This window comes from Rubellimicrobium arenae, assembly GCF_017916275.1.
In the GTDB taxonomy this organism is placed as follows: Bacteria; Pseudomonadota; Alphaproteobacteria; order Rhodobacterales; family Rhodobacteraceae; genus Rubellimicrobium; species Rubellimicrobium arenae.
The window spans coordinates 46,076-62,529 of the sequence record NZ_JAFMST010000013.1 but is presented as its reverse complement, the minus strand read 5'-3'; the positions used below and the strand labels follow the sequence as shown (position 1 = coordinate 62,529).

Below are 16,454 nucleotides of genomic sequence, written 5' to 3'. Positions count from 1 at the left end.
CCACCGGAGTGGCGATGATGACGGAGACGTTCAATGAAGATGACGGACTATCGCACGTTCGGCCGCTCGGGCCTGATCGTCAGCCCCCTGGCCCTGGGCACGATGACCTTCGGCGCAGGCCGTTGGGGCAGCGACGAGCCGGAGGCGCGCGCGATCTTCGACACGTATGTGGAAGCCGGGGGCAACCTCCTCGACACGGCCGACGTCTACAGTGGCGGCGAGAGCGAGGCGATGCTGGGCCGCTTCCTCGCGGATAGCGGAATGCGCGACCGGCTCGTGGTCTCGACCAAGTCCGGCTTCCCGCGGTCGCAAGGGCACCCGATGCATGGTGGCAATGGCGCGTTCAATATCCGGCGGGGCATCGAGGGCTCGCTGCGGCGGCTCGGCACCGACCGGATCGACCTTTACTGGGTTCATGTCTGGGACCGCACCACCCCGGCCGAGGAGGTGCTGCGGACGCTCGCGGGTGCCGTGGCGCGGGGCGAGATCCTGTACTACGGGTTCTCGAACACGCCGTCCTGGTACGTGGCCAAGGTGGCGACGCTCGCCGCTGCGCATGGGCTGCCGGGGCCGATCGGACTCCAGAACGCCTGGTCCCTGGTCGAGCGCGGTGTGGAGCTGGATCTCCTTCCCATGGCCCAGGAGTTCGGCCTCGGGCTCATGCCCTGGAGTCCGCTCGCCGGTGGCCTCCTGACCGGTAAATATGGGCGCGAGATGCTGGCCGAGGCCGGTCGGGCAAGCGCCCTCCCCGACCGCGCCACGACCGACGACGGTCAGCCCCGCGACCGTCTGAGCGGCGACAACCCCTATGGCGGCATGCTGTTCACCGAGAGGAACTTCGGCATCGTCGACGCGGTCCGCGAGATCGCGGACGAGATTGGCGTCCCGCCGGCGCAAGTGGCGCTGGCTTGGGTGCTCAACCGCCCCGCCATGACCTCGCTTCTCCTCGGCGCGAGCCGGCGGGACCAGCTGATGAACAACATGGCTGCCCTGCAGCTTGAGCTCAACGCCGACCAGTTGGGCCGACTGGACGCAGTCAGCGCGCCGCCCTCGCTCAATCCTTATTTCATCTTCCAGTTGCCTCGGGAGGTGATCTTCGGAGGGCAATCCGTCGACCCCTGGGCAGCCAGCTGAGTGGCCAGGCAGCAGGTCCCTGCCGCCTGCGCTCCAATGCCTGGAACTGCCTATTAGGACTGAGGGACCGATAGGGCCGGCGCGGCTGCCCCAGCCATCAGCGACAGCTGCTGCATTGGAATGTGGATGGGGGGCACGACACGCCCCCTCAAGCCCCGACATAAGCGGCCAGTTCGTCGGGAGTCCCTTGCGGGAACGCCTGCTTGAGATGGTCGAGGAACGCCGCGACCCTCGCGCTGAGCAGACGTCGTGACGGGAAGAGCGTCCAGAGGGTGATGTCCGGGCCTTCGACATTGCCCCAAACGACCAGCCGCCCGGCGGCGAGATCCTGGGCCACGAGGGACACCGGCAGGCAAGCGGCCCCGGCCCCCACCCGGACCGCGTCCCGCACCATGATGAGCGACGAAAGACCAAGGACCGGCTCGGCGGCGAGGCGCGTCCGCCCCGATGAGGTGCTGACGTCCCAGGCCACGACCGGCGTGCCGCCGCTCCGCACGACCGCCGGGATGGATTGGCCGTCCGCCGGCCGGGTCAGGTGAGGATTTGCCACCACGACCAGCCGGTCGCGCAGGAAGACGCGCCCGACAAGGCTCTCGTCCGGATCGGGATTGACCCGGATCACGAGGTCATAGCCCTCCTCCACCCTGTCGACGGCGCGGTCCTCGGTCGTGACCTCCAGACGAACCTCGGGGTGCTTCATCGCGAACTCGGCGGCGAGCTTGCCCATGGCGACCTGCGAAAAGAGCAGCGGCGCGCTGATCCGGAGCCGCCCGCGCGGCCTGTCGCCGCCTGACGCGATCGCCGCCGCGGTTTCGTCCAGCTCGGTCAGCAGCGCAGCCGTGCGTTCGTGGAGCGCCCGCCCTTCCTGGGTCAGCTTCAACGCACGCGTCCCCCGCTCGAACAGGCGCAGGCCGAGGCTGCCTTCCAGCTCCGCCACGCGGCGGGACAGGGTGGCCTTGGGACGGCCCGCGGCGCGGGCAGCCCGCCCGAAGCCGCCATGCCGGGCAACGAGGTTGAAGTCGGCGAGCGCCAGCAGATCCATCTGTTCCACCTCTGAGACGTCGCGTCCAGATTCCGGGTCTACTGGCGCGCCTATGGGTCGATATCTTCCGTCTTGTCCTTCGACCAGACCCGGAGCGGGTTCCCCGCGCTCCAGCCCCTCAAGACCATCCCACCCCAAGGAACATCGCCATGATCTACGCCACCGCAACCGTTGCCGTTAACCCCGAAGGCGAGACCCCGCTGACCCGCGAACAAGCTTGGCAAAGCCTGGTCCTCAAGGCCCGCGATGCCCGCCTTTTCCTTCCGCCCGGCCTCTGCACCCGCTGCGACGTGGTGGAGGACAGCGGGACGCACATCGTGCGCGACGCCACGATCGGTGGCCAGGACCTGCGCGAGATCATCACCTTCGAGCCCGGGCGCAAGGTCACGTTCTTCCAGGCCACCGGCCCGCGCGAAGGCGCCATCATCAACGAACTCGTCGAGGACGCCACCGGCACGCTCCAGCTTCGATTCTACGGCTACCTCGGCCTGCGCGGCCAAGAACCCGACGGACCGGAGGAGCAGGCCGAGCAGGCGCTGCTGTCCAGCGACAAGGGGTACCGCAGCGCCCTGATCTCGACCCTGAAACGGACCCGCGAGCTGCTGGCCCAAGGCCGGCTCTGATCCTTCATCAACGCCACCGGCGGAACAGCCTCCCCCACGGGAGGGGTCCCCTCGATCGAAGGAAACAATCATGGACACCAACGACATTCGCACGACCTCGCCCAAGATCCTCGTCCTCGGCGCCACCGGAGGGACTGGACGCCTCATCGTCGCCCAGGCAGTCGCCCGGGGATATGAAGTCACCGCCCTGGTGCGCTCCCTCGAAAAGGGCCGTGACCTGACGGGGGCACGGCTCGTCATCGACGATGCCCGAGATGAGGCGGCCTTGCGCAACGCCCTCAGGGGGCAGGATGCGGTGGTCAGCGCCCTCGGCACACCGGCCAGCCCGTTCCGGGAGGTGACCCTTCTGTCGACAGCGACACGCAAGCTGGTGAGCGCCATGAAGGCCGAGCAGGTGCACCGGCTGGTCGTCATCACCGGGATCGGCGCCGGGGACAGCCGGGGGCACGGCGGCGTCCTGTTCGACCGCCTGATCTTTCCCCTGCTCCTCCGCCATGTCTACGCCGACAAGGACCGGCAAGAAGCCATCATCCGGCAAAGCGGGCTCGACTGGACCATCGTCCGACCGACCGTCCTGAACGACAGGCCAGCCCGGGGCACGGTGCGCGCCCTGACCGACCTTTCCGGGGTTCACGGCGGGACCGTCTCGCGCGCCGACGTCGCGGCCTTCATCCTGGATCATTTGAGCACCGGCACCTGGCTGCGCATGGCGCCATTGGTCACGTGGTGAACTGCGCCGGAACGAGCCCCACCACACTACATTCCGAAGCCGGGCTGGAAGGATCGGCCAACCGTTCAGCTCAGGGCGCTGCCTGACGGGTCAGGTTCAGCAACTGCTCTCGCAGGCCCTCCAGCCTGGGCCGTTCCGTCCGCTGGATCACGTGGTTCAGCCACGCCCCGTCGGTTGCAAGCCGGACAACCTCCAGCATCGGATCGGCGTCCGTGTCCTGGTGCCGGACCAACCGATCCCGAAGCCACGTCGCCCAGAGGTCCCCGAGGGACGGCTCGGCCAGCACCGCGACCGAGAGCGCGTCGAAGGGAGAGCCGACTCCGAACCTCTCGCCCACGAGCAGGGTCTCCACATAGGCCCGGCTGAACGGCCCATGCGGGTCCTGATCCTGCGCCATGTGGGCGTCGATCTCGCGGTCGAGCTGCTCCAGCACGTCGGCGAACATGGCCTCGATCAGGGCCTGCTTGTTCGGGAAATGGTGGAACAGCCCACCCTTGGTCACTCCGGCCGCCTCGGCCACGGCTTGAACGGTGATCCCAGGCGCCCCCTGCTCCACGGCGATCCGGGCCGCCGCATCGAGCAACGCGCGCCGGACCGCCTCCGGCTGCTTCTTGCGGGCATAGGCAGGGCTGGCCATCAGTGCGACACCGTGCTGGAAAAAGCCTGCATGACCACCACGCCCGCGACAATGAGAGCGATCCCGAGCAGAGCTGCGCCATCGAGGGACTGCCGGAACACCACGACGCCGATCCCGGCCGTCAGCACGATGCCCACCCCGGCCCAGATGGCATAAGCCACGCCGAGCGGCAGCGCCTTGAGCGCCTGCGACAGCAGGACGAAGGCGGCGGCGTAGAAGACCAGCACCGCGAGGGACGGAAGAAGCTTGGTGAACTGCTCGGACTTCTGGAGGAAGGACGAGCCAATCACCTCGGACACGATGGCCAGACCCAGCGCACAGTAAGCAGCAAGAGTGGGGCTCACAGGGAAATCCTTTCGCCGCAGCAGGGTCCCTGAAAGATACCTACCGAAAGGTATCTTTACAACGCCGGAAACGTCATTAGTTTAGACATGGAGGACGACCTCTCCCGTTGCGGGCACTGATGACCAGGACGGCCTGGCCCTGAAGGAGGGTGACATGGCCTGGGTTTATCTGATCGCCGCTGGCCTCCTCGAGGTCGTCTGGGCGTTCGCGATGAAGCAGTCTCACGGTTTCACGCGTCTGGCTCCCACGGCAATCATGGCTGCGACCATGATGGGCAGCTTCAGCCTTCTGGCGGTCGCAATGCGGACGCTGCCGCTGGGGACGGCCTACACGATCTGGACCGGCATCGGCGCAGTAGGGTCGTTCCTGGTCGGAACCATGCTGCTGGGCGAGACGGTCAACCTGCCGCGCTTGGCCGCGGCGGGCCTGATCGTTTCCGGACTCGTGCTGATGAAGGTGTCCACACCGATCTGAATCCCTGTCCGCAGGCCGTGCGGGCTCGCACGATCTGGGTGTCTTGTGGCGCCCTGACGATGAGTTCCGCCGTCGGGATTTGGCGCTCGCACGCTGGGACTGGCGCAACGCGGCTGGCGATCATAGCTCGCTCTGGAACACCACGACGAAGGAAGAACAGATGGCCTCGGGTTTATTCGCGCTGCTGGACGACGTGGCAGCCATCGCCAAGGTGGCAGCCGCCACGCTGGACGATGTCGCGGCGCAGACGGTGAAGGCCGGGAGCAAGGCCGCCGGGATCGTCGTCGACGACGCGGCCGTGACGCCCCGCTATGTCGTCGGCTTTGCCGCGAACCGCGAGCTTTCGATCATTGCGCGCATCGCCATGGGGAGCCTGCGCAACAAGCTCCTGTTCCTCCTGCCGGCGGCCCTGCTGCTCAGCGCGTTTCTTCCTTGGGCGATCACGCCCCTCTTGATGCTGGGCGGCCTCTATCTTTGCTACGAGGGCGCCGAGAAGCTGGTCCACCTGATCCGGCCACACGATGAGACGGCCGAAGCCCATGTCGAGAAGCTCCTGTCGAGCGAGGCCCTCGAGGACGAGAAGGTGCGAGGCGCGATCCGCACCGACGTCATCCTGTCCGCGGAGATCATGGCCATCGCACTGGCGACGATCGAAGCCCCTGACCTCCTGACCCGCGCCATCACCCTGGCAATCGTGGGGATCGCGATCACGGCGGTCGTCTATGGCGCCGTGGCGATCATCGTAAAGGCCGACGACGTCGGGGCCGCCATGGCCCGCAGCCGGATCGGCGTATCACGCGTCATCGGGCGCGGCCTTGTCCGGGGCATGCCGGCCTTCCTTTCTCTTCTGAGCGTCGTCGGCACCATCGCCATGCTCTGGGTGGGTGGTGGAATCCTGGTCCACGGCCTGGCAGAGTTCGGCTGGCACGGGCCCGAACATCTGGTCCACGACCTGGCCCATTCGCTGGCCTCGCTGATCCCTCCCGTCGAGGCGGCGCTGAACTGGCTGGTCACGGCCCTGGCCAGCGGTGTCATCGGTTTCGTGGTCGGCGCGGTCATCCTTGGGGGTCTGGCGCTTGTCAGGCCAGGGAAGTCCCACGCCCACTAGGAACGGAGCCCAGGGTCGAGACCGGCCCCCGGGCGTTCCGCGCGACGCTTCAGCTATGTCATCTCGCGCCAGTCCTCGTGCTCGACCTCGACGCCGAACTTCCTGGCCGCGGCCTTGATCCGCTTCCAAGCCTCGTCACGCTCCGGGTCGGTCACGTCCTCCACCTGCTTGAACAGGCGGATCGCACTAAGGACGTGACCGCGGTCAGGGATCGGCTCCTTGCGCTGCCTGGGGAAGGCAAAGGCGCTGTCGGGCAGCGCATCGCGTTCGGCTTCGGACAGCTTCGCCATGTCACACCTCCGTCGTTGGCGATTCAACGTACTGGATCGTCCCAGGTTCAGGTCCGAGCCGCCGCCCCCGAACGCGAGCAACCCGGGGCCCCGGGCCGGACCTAGTCGCAGGCTCAGGGCTGCCGGCAACCATGCGTGGTCCCCGGCAGTTCTCATGTCCCCGGTGTTTGCCTAGAGCATTCGGCCAAGCTGTGCGTCGACCGACAGGGCGCTGGCTCCGCGGACGGCGAAGAACAGCGTCGCCGCGGCCCACAGGATCGACATCTCGGCCCCTGCATAGCCCTGGCCCTGGGTGACCCAGTGGAGTCAAACCGTGGCGAGCAGCAACACCGTCGCCGCAAGCACGGCCGGGAGGGTCAGAACGTCGACCGCCAGGAACAGACCTCCGAAGAACTCGGTGGCCGCAGGGAGCGGCGACCAAAGGACGCCCGGGTAGAAGCCAAGCCGCTCGACCATGCCGATGGCGTCGAAGGGGTTCATGATCGCGGGAAAGCCATGCGTGACGAGAGTCAGGCCGCAGACCACCCGAAGGAGCGTTCGCGCCGGCCGGTCCAGCCGCGAGTAAAGCCCGTGAAGGGCGGGGATGATGGGGGTGCCACGAGACGTGGTGTTCGCCCTGATTGTGTCTAGCAAGGGCCATAGTCCACGTCGCTGCGCAGGCCACGACGTACGCGGCGCGCCTTGCAGCCAGGCCTGGGGAACTTGGGGGTGAGTGACGTCAGGCCGTGCGAGGCGCGGTCATGCTCCCAGCATCTTTGGTGGGCGGTCGAGCCCCGGGGGCGAGCGCCCCGCGCCTTGCACCCGGACAGTTGCGAACAGCATCGCCTTTTGGTCCGGCAAAACGGACAGCCCCGGCGCGACCGCCTGGACCAGTCTCAGTTCACATAGCGCATCCACCGGAGCCTTTCCGCGTGGCAGGACGGTGGCCTGCGCGTCACCGGCCACACTGACCTTCCAGAGCGGTCGGCTGTCACACGGGGCGGAGGATGCAGCCGCCCTGGCCATGCCGCCTGCCCCGAGCTTGGACAGGCCATGGCGAGCACGGCCGAAAGGAGCAGGATGAGCCGCTGCAAGGTGCGCATGACGGTCACCTCGGCTGTCGCTCCGGAGCTTGCAACCGTCCGCCAGCGCCGGTCCACTTCTGAACGACTCCGGGCCTGCGACGGGTCCCGTCCAGACCCGAGGCAGGATCGGGCGCAGGCCGCCAACCCTGACGCCCGCCTCCTGTTCGAGCACGCCGACCACGCCCGAGCGCACGAGAGCCCCGGCGGTCGGAGTGATCGCGATCCCTGCCCGGTCACTCGGCCGCGGTGGCATCCCTGTGCTGCAAACCGGCTGACGCCGGCAGCCGGGCCTCGATCCAGCTGACGATGTCGGCAAGGACCTCCTCCTTGCCCAGATCGTTCAGGAGATCGTGGACGTGGCCCTCATAAAGCCTCAGCGTCTTGTCGGCGGAGCCTGCGTGCTCGTGAAAATACTCGCTTCCCCGGCACACGGTCGCCTTGTCCTCGGTTCCATGCAGGATGAGGACCGGAAGGGTGATCTGTCCGAACGAGTCATGGAGCCGTTCATCGGCGCGAACCAGCGCGGCCACGGTGGCGGCCGGTTGCGCCTCGTCGCTGGTCAGGGGATCGGCCGCGAGCGCGGCGAGGGCCACGGGGTCGCGGGTGAAGTCCTTCATCTGCAGCCTGAGCACGCCCAGTCGGGGCGCGATATGGCTGAGCCCCTTGATCGCCGACAGGACGAAGCCGGGGGCCGGCACCTGGAAGGCGAAGCTTTCACAGATCAGGCTATCGATTTCATCCTGATGATCGAGGACATAGGTGCAGGCGACGACCCCACCGGCGCTGTGGCCGAGCAGGTAGACCGGCAGGCCGGGGTGGCGCTCCTTGGCGATGAGGATGAGCCCGCGAAGATCGGCCACGTATTCGGTGATATCTTCGACGTAGAACCGAGGCCCTTCGGACTGGCCGCGGCCCCTCAGGTCCACGGCGAAGACGGCGAAGCCATGCGAGACGAGCTGCTCGGCCGTCCAGGCGTGCTGCCCGCCATGCGAGTTCACGCCGTGGCAGATGACGACGACGGCCCGCGGGCGCGCCTGGGGCAACCAGGATCGCATGTGGATCCGCATGTCGCCCTGGCTGGTGAAGTCTTCCTCCTGCATGGATCTGGCTCCCTTCCGTGGATGTCGCGCAGCGCACCAGTCTGCCGCACAGCGCGACAACCGGGCCGAATGCCGCCGCCGCGGCGGGTTGCCGCCCTGGGGCCGCGGCGAATGATGCAGGTGTCATAGCGGCCGCATCTTTTTCCTGATATGACGGGCAGCGTCAAAGTCATGACCGGAAGTGACAATGATGAGGGTCGGAGGAGCTGCCAGCGAGATCGGGATCCTCGTCTACCCCGGCGCGCAGATGGCGGCGGTGCACGGGCTCACCGACATCCTGCTCATCGCCAGCCGGCTTGCCTCAGAAGGTCGGCAGGAGGACGAACCACCTCTCCAGGTTACCCATTGGAGCCCTGACCAGCACCGCAACATCCTGTGCGTGTACCGCAGCGAGCCCCAGGCCACCTCCCGGCCCGGGATCCTGATCCTTCCTCCGACCTTGTCGCGCCTGCCCGACCCGGACACCTGCACCCGGATCGCGGATTGGCTGCAACGCCAGCACGCGCAGGGGGTCCGGCTGGTGGCCGTCTGCTCCGGCGTCTTCCTGATCGCCGGGACGGGTCTTCTGGACGGGCGGATCGTTTCGACGCATCGGCGTTGCGCACGGGCGCTGGTCGAGACCTATCCGAAGGTCACGGTCGACACCGAAGCACGGATGATCGAGCATGGTGACCTGCTGACGGCCGGCGGCTTCATGGCCTGGGTGGATGTCGGGCTGATCCTGATCGAGAGACTTCTGGGGGGTGCGGTTCGGACGGAGACGGCACGGTTCATCCGGTTCGACCCGTTCGCCAGCGAAGAGCCGCACTTTGCCGGATTCACGCCCCGGACTACCCATGGCGACCTCGCGGTCATCAAGGCACAGGAATTCATCCACATCAGGGATGGGCAAGGCATCGATCTGGCCTTGGTCGCCGCAGCCGCCGGGCTGGAGCGGCGCACGCTTCTGCGTCGCTTCGCGGCCGCAACGGGGATGACCCCGGTGGAGTACTGCCGCGCCGTGCGGCTGGCACGTGCCCGCGAGCTTCTGGAGGCGGGAACCATGCCCCTGCAGCAGATCGCGGCCAGCCTTGGCTATGCGGACGTGAGCGCGTTCTCTCGGGCCTTCCGGCGTAGCTCGGGCGTGGCGCCAGGCACGTATCGGCAAAAGTCTGTCGGAGGCATCGCGGGGTGAAGGAGGCGGCACCCCCTCGTGCCACTCAGCCTATGCGACCCGGAACAATCGCTCTAGCAGCGTCGGAGCGCCTCCCGGAAACGGCCGCCAGCCATGTGCAGGCTCTGTCCCGACGACGCGCTGCGGCCGTCAGACAGGCTGGCCAGGTCGTCCCAATCAGGCGTGGATGTCGCGTCTAGGGGTCCTTTCAGGAGCACGGCTGCCAGGCCCTCCGATCCTGAAACGTTCCTGACGATCAACGGGCGGCAGGGTCACCCGCGCCGCGCCGCCGCGATCGCCGCCACGTCGATCTTGCGCATCTCCATCATGGCCTCGAAGGCGCGCCGCGCCTCGTCGCCGCCAGCCGCCAGGGCTTCGGTCAGCACGCGCGGCGTGATCTGCCAGTTCAGGCCCCAGCGGTCCTTGCACCAACCGCACGCGCTTTCCTGGCCACCGTTGCCGACGATGGCATCCCAGTAACGGTCGGTCTCCTCCTGATCGTCCGTTGCGACCTGGAACGAGAAGGCTTCGGTGTGGTGGAACGCCGGCCCGCCATTGAGCCCCAGGCAGGGGATGCCCAGCACCGTGAACTCGACCGTGAGCACGTCGCCGGCCTTGCCACCGGGAAAGTCGCTGGGCGCGCGATGGACGGCGCCGACCGCGCTGTCGGGAAAGGTCCGGGCGTAGAAGGTGGCTGCCGCCTCGGCGTCCTTGTCATACCAAAGGCAGATCGTGTTCTTGGCGGCCGTCATGGCTTGTGCTCCCCTGTGTCGACCTCAGCGCCCCGCTGCTCCGTCCGTTGCCGCAGGACGGCACCGGCCCCGATCCGCGGCACGGCGCACGCCGTCGCGGCACATCCCTCGCGGCCGGCGATGCCCTGCCTTCGGGTTCGACAGGCTCGGACCCGGAGCGCTTTGCGTGAACAGAGCCTATCACGTCCGACCGCCATGCAGCCAGCAGGAGAAGCTCTCGGCGCGATCCTTCGTGGCAGGCCCCATGCCGATCCGCGGCGGCGCATGAGGATCGAGCCCTCGCGCAGAGTCCGACGGGCCGCCTGCGCGGCAACCTGCTGGCCTGGCGGGAACACCGGCCCAAGCCCTCCCGGCCACGAGCGGACGGGACGCCAGGCCTCGTCACTGGCGCCATCGCGACTTCAACCTACGTGGCTCGTATTCGTTGCCGCATGGCGCGAAGCTGCGACGGCGACCTTGGAGGAGGCGCCTCGTGCACCAACAAAACAGGGAGGGGATCTGGAATGCATCTCATTCAGCGCACCGCGGGCCTTACGGCCGTCGCAGTCCTGTGGGCCACCTCGGCGTTGGCCCAGGGCTACCCGGAGCGCCAGATCACCATGGTCGTGCCGTTCGCTGCGGGGGGACCAACCGACACCGTGGGGCGCCTCATCGCCGAAAGGATGTCCGAGGACCTGGGCCAGCAGATCCTTGTGGAGAACGTGGGGGGCGCGGGCGGAACTCTGGGCGCGCAGCAGGTCGCCGATGCCGAGGCCGACGGCTATACGATCCTGCTCCATCATATCGGCATGGCCACGGCGCCGACGCTCTACCGCAACCTCGCCTTCGATCCGGTCGCCGACTTCGCGCCCGTGGGCCTCGTGACCGAGGTGCCGATGACGATCGTGGCGCGGGCGGACTTCGAGCCCGCGGACGCGGCTTCGTTCATCCAGTACGTCAAGGACAACGCCGACACGGTCACCATGGCGAACGCCGGGATCGGGGCGGCCTCGCATCTCTGCGGGATGCTCTTCATGCAGGCCGTGGATGCGCCGATCGTGACCGTTCCCTACAGGGGCACCGGCCCCGCCATGACCGAGCTCGTGGGCGGGCAGATCGACATCATGTGCGACCAGACCACCAACACGACCGAGCAGATCAAGGGCGGCACCATCAAGGCCTATGCCGTGACCACGCCCGAGCGGCTCGACATCCTCCCGGACCTTCCCACCGTGGCCGAGGCGGGCCTGCCCGGCATGGAGGTCTCGGTCTGGCACGGCATCTACGCACCCGCAGGCACCCCGCAGGAGGCCATCGACCGGTTGTCCACGGCACTGCAGACGGCGCTGGCCGATCCTGACGTGGCCTCGCAACTCGGGGAACTCGGCACCGCGCCCTCGCCCGCCGAGGATGCCACCCCGACCGCACTCCAGGCGAAGCTGTCCGGGGAGATCGAGCGCTGGCGTCCGGTGATCGAGGAGGCCGGCGTCTACGCCGACTAAGCGTTGCGGGCTTCGGAGCGATCCGGAGCCCGTCCCTTTTCCAGCCGGCGGAAACCACGTCATGCGCAAGAGCTTCGACCCGACAGACGCCCTCGCGGGCATTGTGTTCATCGCATTCGGCCTGTTCTTCGGCCTGTCCTCGCTGCTTCGCCTCGACATCGGCACCGCCTTCCGCATGGGGCCGGGCTACGCGCCGCTGGTGCTGGCGTCCGTGCTCCTGCTCCTTGGCGTGCTGATCCTCCTCTCGGCGCTGCGCACGGCGCCCGAGCCGGTGACGGCGCTGGCGTGGCGGGGAATGCTGTTCCTGCTGCCCGCTCCGATCCTCTTCGGGCTGACCGTGCGCGGGCTGGGCTTCGTTCCTGCGATCTTCCTGGCCACGCTGCTGGCCGCGTTCGCATCGCCAAGGATGCGGCCCTGGCAGGCAGTGGTGCTGGCCCTTGCCGTCACGGTGTTCTCCACCCTCGTGTTCTCCTACGCCCTGGGCCTGCCGTTCCGGCGATTTGGCCCCTGGCTCCCCGTCTGAGGCGCGCATCGTGGACCTCCTGTCGAACCTTGGCCTCGGCTTCGCCACCGCGGCCTCGCCCGAGAACCTCCTGTTCTGCCTGATCGGGGTGATCCTGGGGACGCTGATCGGCGTCCTTCCTGGGATCGGGGCCACCGCGACCATCGCCATGCTCCTGCCCATCACCTTCGAGCTGGAGCCCGTCTCCTCGCTCATCATGCTGGCGGGGATCTACTACGGCGCACAGTACGGCGGCTCGACCACCGCAATCCTCATCAACATGCCGGGCGAGTCCTCCTCGGCCGTCACGGCCATCGACGGCTACCAGATGGCGCGGCGGGGCAAGGCGGGCACGGCGCTCGCAGTCGCGGCGCTCGGGTCGTTCTTCGCGGGGACGGTCGCGACGGTGCTCGTGGCCCTGTTCGCCCCGCCGCTGACCGCCATCGCGCTCGAGTTCGGGGCGGCGGAGTACTTTTCGCTCATGGTGCTCGGGCTGGTGAGCGCCGTGGCCCTGGCGCATGGGAGCTTCCTCAAGGCGCTGGCCATGGTGGTACTCGGGCTGCTTCTCGGGCTCGTGGGCACCGACATCTACACGGGCGATCCACGGTTCACCTTGGGCCGGCCCGAACTGGCGGACGGGCTCAGCTTCGTGGGCCTCGCCGTGGGCGTCTTCGGCATCGCCGAGATCCTGCGGAACCTCGAAGGCGGAGAGGCGGACCGCACCGTCCTCGGGCAGTCGCTGGGCGGACTCTGGCCGTCGCGCGAGGACCTCAAACGTATGGTCGCGCCGATGCTGCGCGGGACCATCCTGGGCTCGGCGCTGGGGATCCTGCCAGGGGGCGGAGCGGTGCTGGCCTCCTTCGGCTCCTACACGATCGAGAAGCGCCTTTCCAAGACGCCCGAGGAGTTCGGGCGCGGCGCCGTCGCCGGCGTGGCAGGACCGGAGTCGGCCAACAACGCGGGCGCCCAGACCTCGTTCATCCCGCTCCTGACGCTGGGCATCCCGGCGAACCCGGTCATGGCGCTGATGGTCGGTGCCATGATCATCCAGGGCATCGTGCCGGGCCCCAACGTGGCGACCGAGCAGCCCGATCTGTTCTGGGGCATCATCACCTCCATGTGGATCGGCAACCTCATGCTGATCGTGCTGAACCTCCCGCTGATCGGGATCTGGGTGAAGCTGCTCAAGGTGCCGTATCATCTGCTCTTTCCGATCATCATCGCCTTCAGCTCGATCGGGGTCTATTCGGTCAAGGGAAACGTCTTCGACCTTTTCACAGTCGCCTTCTTCGGGCTGCTGGGCTACGCCTTTCTCAAACTTCGCTGCGAACCCGCGCCGCTCCTGCTGGGGTTCGTCCTCGGCCCGCTGCTGGAGGAGAACCTGCGCCGTGCCATGATCCTGGGGCGTGGCGATCCGTCCGTCTTCCTCACACGGCCCATCAGCGCCAGCCTTCTCGTCCTGACAGTCATGGTCATTGCGGTCATGCTCCTCCCCCGTGTCCGACGAAAGCGCGAGGAGGTCTTCGTCGAGGGGGACTGAGATGCGGGAGCTGGAGCCCACGGACGATCTCTTTCCCGGCTTCCGGCTCGCGGACGTGCCGACGACCTCGGGATCGATCCGCGCCCGTGTCGGAGGCGAGGGTCCGCCCCTCCTCCTCCTGCACGGCTATCCGCAGACACATCACCTCTGGCACAAGGTGGCAAACCGCCTGGTCGAGAGGTTCACGCTGGTCTGCGCCGACCTGCCCGGCTACGGCGCGAGCTATCGGCCGCCGGTGACGCCGGACCACGAAGGGCACTCGAAGCGTGCGATGGCCACTGCACTGGTGGAGGCGATGCGCCGCTTGGGCTACGAACGATGGATGGTGGGCGCCCACGATCGCGGCGCCCGGGTGGCGCATCGTATGGCGCTCGACCACGGGGACCGGGTGATCCGGTTCGCCCTGCTCGACATCGCCCCCACGCGCGAGATGTACCGGCACACCACCGAAGCCTTCGCCCGCGCCTACTGGCACTGGTTCTTCCTGATCCAGCCCGCCCCCCTGCCCGAAACGATGATCGCCGCGGACCCGGATGGGTTCTGGCGCACGAAGTGCGGGGAGCGTGGCCTCGACATCTTCGACTCGCGGGCTCTTGATGCCTATCTCGAAGCGTTCCGGGACCCAGCCGTCATTGCGGCGTCCTGCGAGGACTATCGCGCGGCGGCCACCATCGACCTGCGGCATGACGACGAGGATGGCGGGCGAAAGGTCACTCAGCCGCTTTTGGCTCTCTGGGGCGAGTTCGGCGTGGTCGAGCGTTGTTTCGACGTGCTGGCGCTCTGGCGTGAACGGGCCGAGGACGTCCGCGGCCGCCCGGTGCCCGCGGGTCACTACCTGGCCGAGGAGTGCCCCGACGACGTGGCAGCCGCATTTGCCGACTTCTTCGCCTCGTCAGACCAGGCCTAGTCGTCCAGCAGCCTCATGGTCAGGAGCGGCGGATCGGCAACGAAGACGCGGCACCGACACCATGGCGGCCCGATCCACGCTGTAACCCCCGCCGCCCGGCGGCGGGCTGATGCTGAAGGCGCTGGCCGAAAGTGGAGCGGCGCCCGGGCGGTCGAGCGCGAGACGACAGCTTGGCCTTGACCCCCGCCCTATTTCGTATCATCAACAGTTACATGAACCGAGATAGCCGCCTCTCCTCCGTCCTCCACGTGCTCCTCCACATGGCCGAGCACGATGGCCCCATGACGTCCGATGCCCTCGCGAAGTGCCTTGGCACCAATCCCGTCGTCGTCCGGCGCACGATGGGCCTCTTGCGGAATGCGGGTCTTGTGGCGGCGGATCGCGGCCATGGCGGCGGTTGGCGCCTCGCGACGGACCTGTCCACCGTCACCTTGCGCCAGTTGCACGAGGTTCTGGGCGAACCTGCGATCTTTGCTCTGGGGCACCGCAACGAGATGCCAACCTGCCTGGTCGAGCAGACGGTGAACGCGGCCCTCGACAGCTCATTCGCAGAGGCTGAAGCCCTCCTGCTTGGGCGTTTCGGGGCCATCACCCTCGCCGATCTGGCAGTCGACTTTGCACGCCGGCATGCGGACCGGCGAGCCACGAGGACCGGCCATGCCGTTTGACGTGATCGCGATCGGGGGCAGCTATGCCGGGATGGCGGCTTCGCTCCAGCTCCTCCGGGCCCGCCGGTCCGTGCTGGTGATCGACGCAGGCCAGCAGCGCAATCGTTTTGCCCGGCACTCGCACGGCTTCCTGGGGCAGGATGGGGCAGATCCGGCCGGGATTGCACGGACCGCGCGCCGGCAGCTCGAGGCCTACCAGACCCTGACCTGGGTCGAGGGACGGGCCGTGGCAGCCTCGGGACGGCGCGACGAGTTCACCGTCAGCACGGACGACGGACAGGTGCACGAGGGCCGTCGCATCCTTCTGGCGACGGGGGTGTCGGATCAGTTGCCCGAGATCCCGGGCCTCGCAGAACGATGGGGCCGGACAGTGTTCCACTGTCCTTACTGCCATGGCTATGAGCTGAACGGGGGCCGCATCGGCGTGATCGCGACAGGACCGATGTCCGTGCATCAGGCCGAGTTGCTGACCGAATGGGGCGACGTCACCTTCCTGACCAATAGCGTTCTGGATCTGGATCCGGCGGGGCGCCAGGCGTTGCAGGACAAGGGCGTCGAGATCGATGAGAGCGCCATCGACCGGATCGACGGCGAAGCGGTTGTTCTTCTCTCCGGTGGGCTGCGCCGGTCCTTCGCCGGCCTGTTCACCGCCCCCCGGTGCGCCCCCTCCAGTCCCTTGCCCGCCGAGATGGGATGCCGTCTGGACGAGACGCCCATGGGTCTCCAGATTCGGACCAGCGCGGCCCAGGAAACCTCGGTGCCCGGCGTTTTCGCCTGCGGAGACGTCGCGTCGGTCCCGCACTCGGTGTCGCTTGCCGTGGGTCACGGCGCCCTGGCTGGCATCCAGATTCACCGCTCGCTTGTCTGGCCAGGGTCATGACGGCCGGGCCGGCTTCATTGCCCT

At 67.9% G+C, this 16,454-nt stretch carries 19 protein-coding genes; 12 read left to right on the top strand and 7 right to left on the bottom strand.

The window, feature by feature from the left end:
• Positions 1–33: 33 nt before the first annotated feature.
• Entirely contained in the window at positions 34–1,134 is a 1,101-nt protein-coding gene (locus J3P31_RS18210) for an aldo/keto reductase (RefSeq protein ID WP_210529942.1), read from the top strand.
• Positions 1,135–1,282: 148 nt separating this feature from the next.
• On the opposite strand, the gene J3P31_RS18205 is transcribed toward J3P31_RS18210, so the two are convergent.
• The gene (locus J3P31_RS18205) at positions 1,283–2,176 is read right to left on the bottom strand and encodes a LysR family transcriptional regulator (RefSeq protein ID WP_210529941.1); all 894 of its coding nucleotides are present in this window, start codon (positions 2,174–2,176) and stop codon (positions 1,283–1,285) included.
• A 149-nt stretch (positions 2,177–2,325) separates the two neighbouring features.
• Here J3P31_RS18205 and J3P31_RS18200 point away from each other — a divergent pair, with 149 nt between their 5' ends.
• Together J3P31_RS18200 and J3P31_RS18195 are read left to right on the top strand one after the other, a co-directional pair.
• Positions 2,326–2,799 (top strand): AtaL-like protein, encoded by a 474-nt coding sequence (locus J3P31_RS18200; RefSeq protein WP_210529940.1) that lies wholly within the window; start codon positions 2,326–2,328, stop codon positions 2,797–2,799.
• Positions 2,800–2,869: 70 nt separating this feature from the next.
• Positions 2,870–3,529, top strand: a complete 660-nt coding sequence (locus J3P31_RS18195; RefSeq protein ID WP_210529939.1) for an NAD(P)-dependent oxidoreductase — start codon at positions 2,870–2,872, stop codon at positions 3,527–3,529.
• 70 nt (positions 3,530–3,599) lie between these two features.
• On the opposite strand, the gene J3P31_RS18190 is transcribed toward J3P31_RS18195, so the two are convergent.
• Both J3P31_RS18190 and J3P31_RS18185 read right to left on the bottom strand, forming a co-directional pair.
• The gene (locus J3P31_RS18190; protein ID WP_210529938.1) at positions 3,600–4,166 is read right to left on the bottom strand and encodes a TetR/AcrR family transcriptional regulator; all 567 of its coding nucleotides are present in this window, start codon (positions 4,164–4,166) and stop codon (positions 3,600–3,602) included.
• Complete coding sequence (locus tag J3P31_RS18185) at positions 4,166–4,510, bottom strand: DMT family transporter (protein ID WP_210529937.1); 345 nt, start codon at positions 4,508–4,510, stop codon at positions 4,166–4,168. Before J3P31_RS18185 ends, J3P31_RS18190 begins: the two co-directional genes overlap by 1 nt.
• Positions 4,511–4,664: 154 nt before the next feature.
• On the opposite strand from J3P31_RS18185, the gene J3P31_RS18180 reads away from it, so the two are divergent.
• On the top strand, positions 4,665–4,985 hold the full coding sequence (locus J3P31_RS18180) for a DMT family transporter (protein ID WP_210529936.1): 321 nt from the start codon (positions 4,665–4,667) through the stop codon (positions 4,983–4,985).
• A 160-nt stretch (positions 4,986–5,145) separates the two neighbouring features.
• The gene (locus tag J3P31_RS18175; protein ID WP_210529935.1) at positions 5,146–6,093 is read left to right on the top strand and encodes a DUF808 domain-containing protein; all 948 of its coding nucleotides are present in this window, start codon (positions 5,146–5,148) and stop codon (positions 6,091–6,093) included.
• A 53-nt stretch (positions 6,094–6,146) separates the two neighbouring features.
• On the opposite strand, the gene J3P31_RS18170 is transcribed toward J3P31_RS18175, so the two are convergent.
• The 3 genes from J3P31_RS18170 to J3P31_RS18160 all read right to left on the bottom strand — a co-directional run bounded on the left by J3P31_RS18170 (position 6,147) and on the right by J3P31_RS18160 (position 8,547).
• On the bottom strand, positions 6,147–6,383 hold the full coding sequence (locus J3P31_RS18170) for a DUF6582 domain-containing protein (RefSeq protein ID WP_210529934.1): 237 nt from the start codon (positions 6,381–6,383) through the stop codon (positions 6,147–6,149).
• Positions 6,384–6,689: 306 nt separating this feature from the next.
• Positions 6,690–7,016 (bottom strand): DoxX family protein, encoded by a 327-nt coding sequence (locus tag J3P31_RS18165; RefSeq protein ID WP_210529933.1) that lies wholly within the window; start codon positions 7,014–7,016, stop codon positions 6,690–6,692.
• Positions 7,017–7,680: 664 nt separating this feature from the next.
• The gene (locus tag J3P31_RS18160; RefSeq protein ID WP_210529932.1) at positions 7,681–8,547 is read right to left on the bottom strand and encodes an alpha/beta hydrolase; all 867 of its coding nucleotides are present in this window, start codon (positions 8,545–8,547) and stop codon (positions 7,681–7,683) included.
• Between the two features lie 187 nt (positions 8,548–8,734).
• On the opposite strand from J3P31_RS18160, the gene J3P31_RS18155 reads away from it, so the two are divergent.
• Positions 8,735–9,721, top strand: a complete 987-nt coding sequence (locus J3P31_RS18155; RefSeq protein WP_210529931.1) for a GlxA family transcriptional regulator — start codon at positions 8,735–8,737, stop codon at positions 9,719–9,721.
• A gap of 251 nt (positions 9,722–9,972) precedes the next feature.
• Here the strand turns inward: J3P31_RS18155 and J3P31_RS18150 are convergent, their stop codons facing one another.
• Entirely contained in the window at positions 9,973–10,452 is a 480-nt protein-coding gene (locus J3P31_RS18150) for a VOC family protein (protein WP_210529930.1), read from the bottom strand.
• A gap of 503 nt (positions 10,453–10,955) precedes the next feature.
• Here J3P31_RS18150 and J3P31_RS18145 point away from each other — a divergent pair.
• The 6 genes from J3P31_RS18145 (at position 10,956) to J3P31_RS18120 (ending at position 16,430) form a co-directional block, all read left to right on the top strand.
• A complete protein-coding gene (locus tag J3P31_RS18145) occupies positions 10,956–11,933 on the top strand; it encodes a tripartite tricarboxylate transporter substrate binding protein BugD (protein ID WP_210529929.1) in 978 nt (325 codons plus the stop codon).
• A 61-nt stretch (positions 11,934–11,994) separates the two neighbouring features.
• Positions 11,995–12,456: a tripartite tricarboxylate transporter TctB family protein gene (locus J3P31_RS18140; RefSeq protein ID WP_210529928.1), complete on the top strand. Its 462-nt coding sequence runs from the start codon at positions 11,995–11,997 to the stop codon at positions 12,454–12,456.
• 10 nt (positions 12,457–12,466) lie between these two features.
• Positions 12,467–13,975: a tripartite tricarboxylate transporter permease gene (locus J3P31_RS18135; protein ID WP_210529927.1), complete on the top strand. Its 1,509-nt coding sequence runs from the start codon at positions 12,467–12,469 to the stop codon at positions 13,973–13,975.
• A gap of 1 nt (position 13,976) precedes the next feature.
• On the top strand, positions 13,977–14,882 hold the full coding sequence (locus J3P31_RS18130) for an alpha/beta fold hydrolase (protein WP_210529926.1): 906 nt from the start codon (positions 13,977–13,979) through the stop codon (positions 14,880–14,882).
• A 212-nt stretch (positions 14,883–15,094) separates the two neighbouring features.
• Positions 15,095–15,550: an RrF2 family transcriptional regulator gene (locus J3P31_RS18125; protein ID WP_210529925.1), complete on the top strand. Its 456-nt coding sequence runs from the start codon at positions 15,095–15,097 to the stop codon at positions 15,548–15,550.
• Entirely contained in the window at positions 15,540–16,430 is an 891-nt protein-coding gene (locus tag J3P31_RS18120) for an NAD(P)/FAD-dependent oxidoreductase (RefSeq protein WP_210529924.1), read from the top strand. The genes J3P31_RS18125 and J3P31_RS18120 overlap by 11 nt, the downstream gene beginning before the upstream one ends.
• The last annotated feature ends 24 nt before the right edge of the window (positions 16,431–16,454 follow it).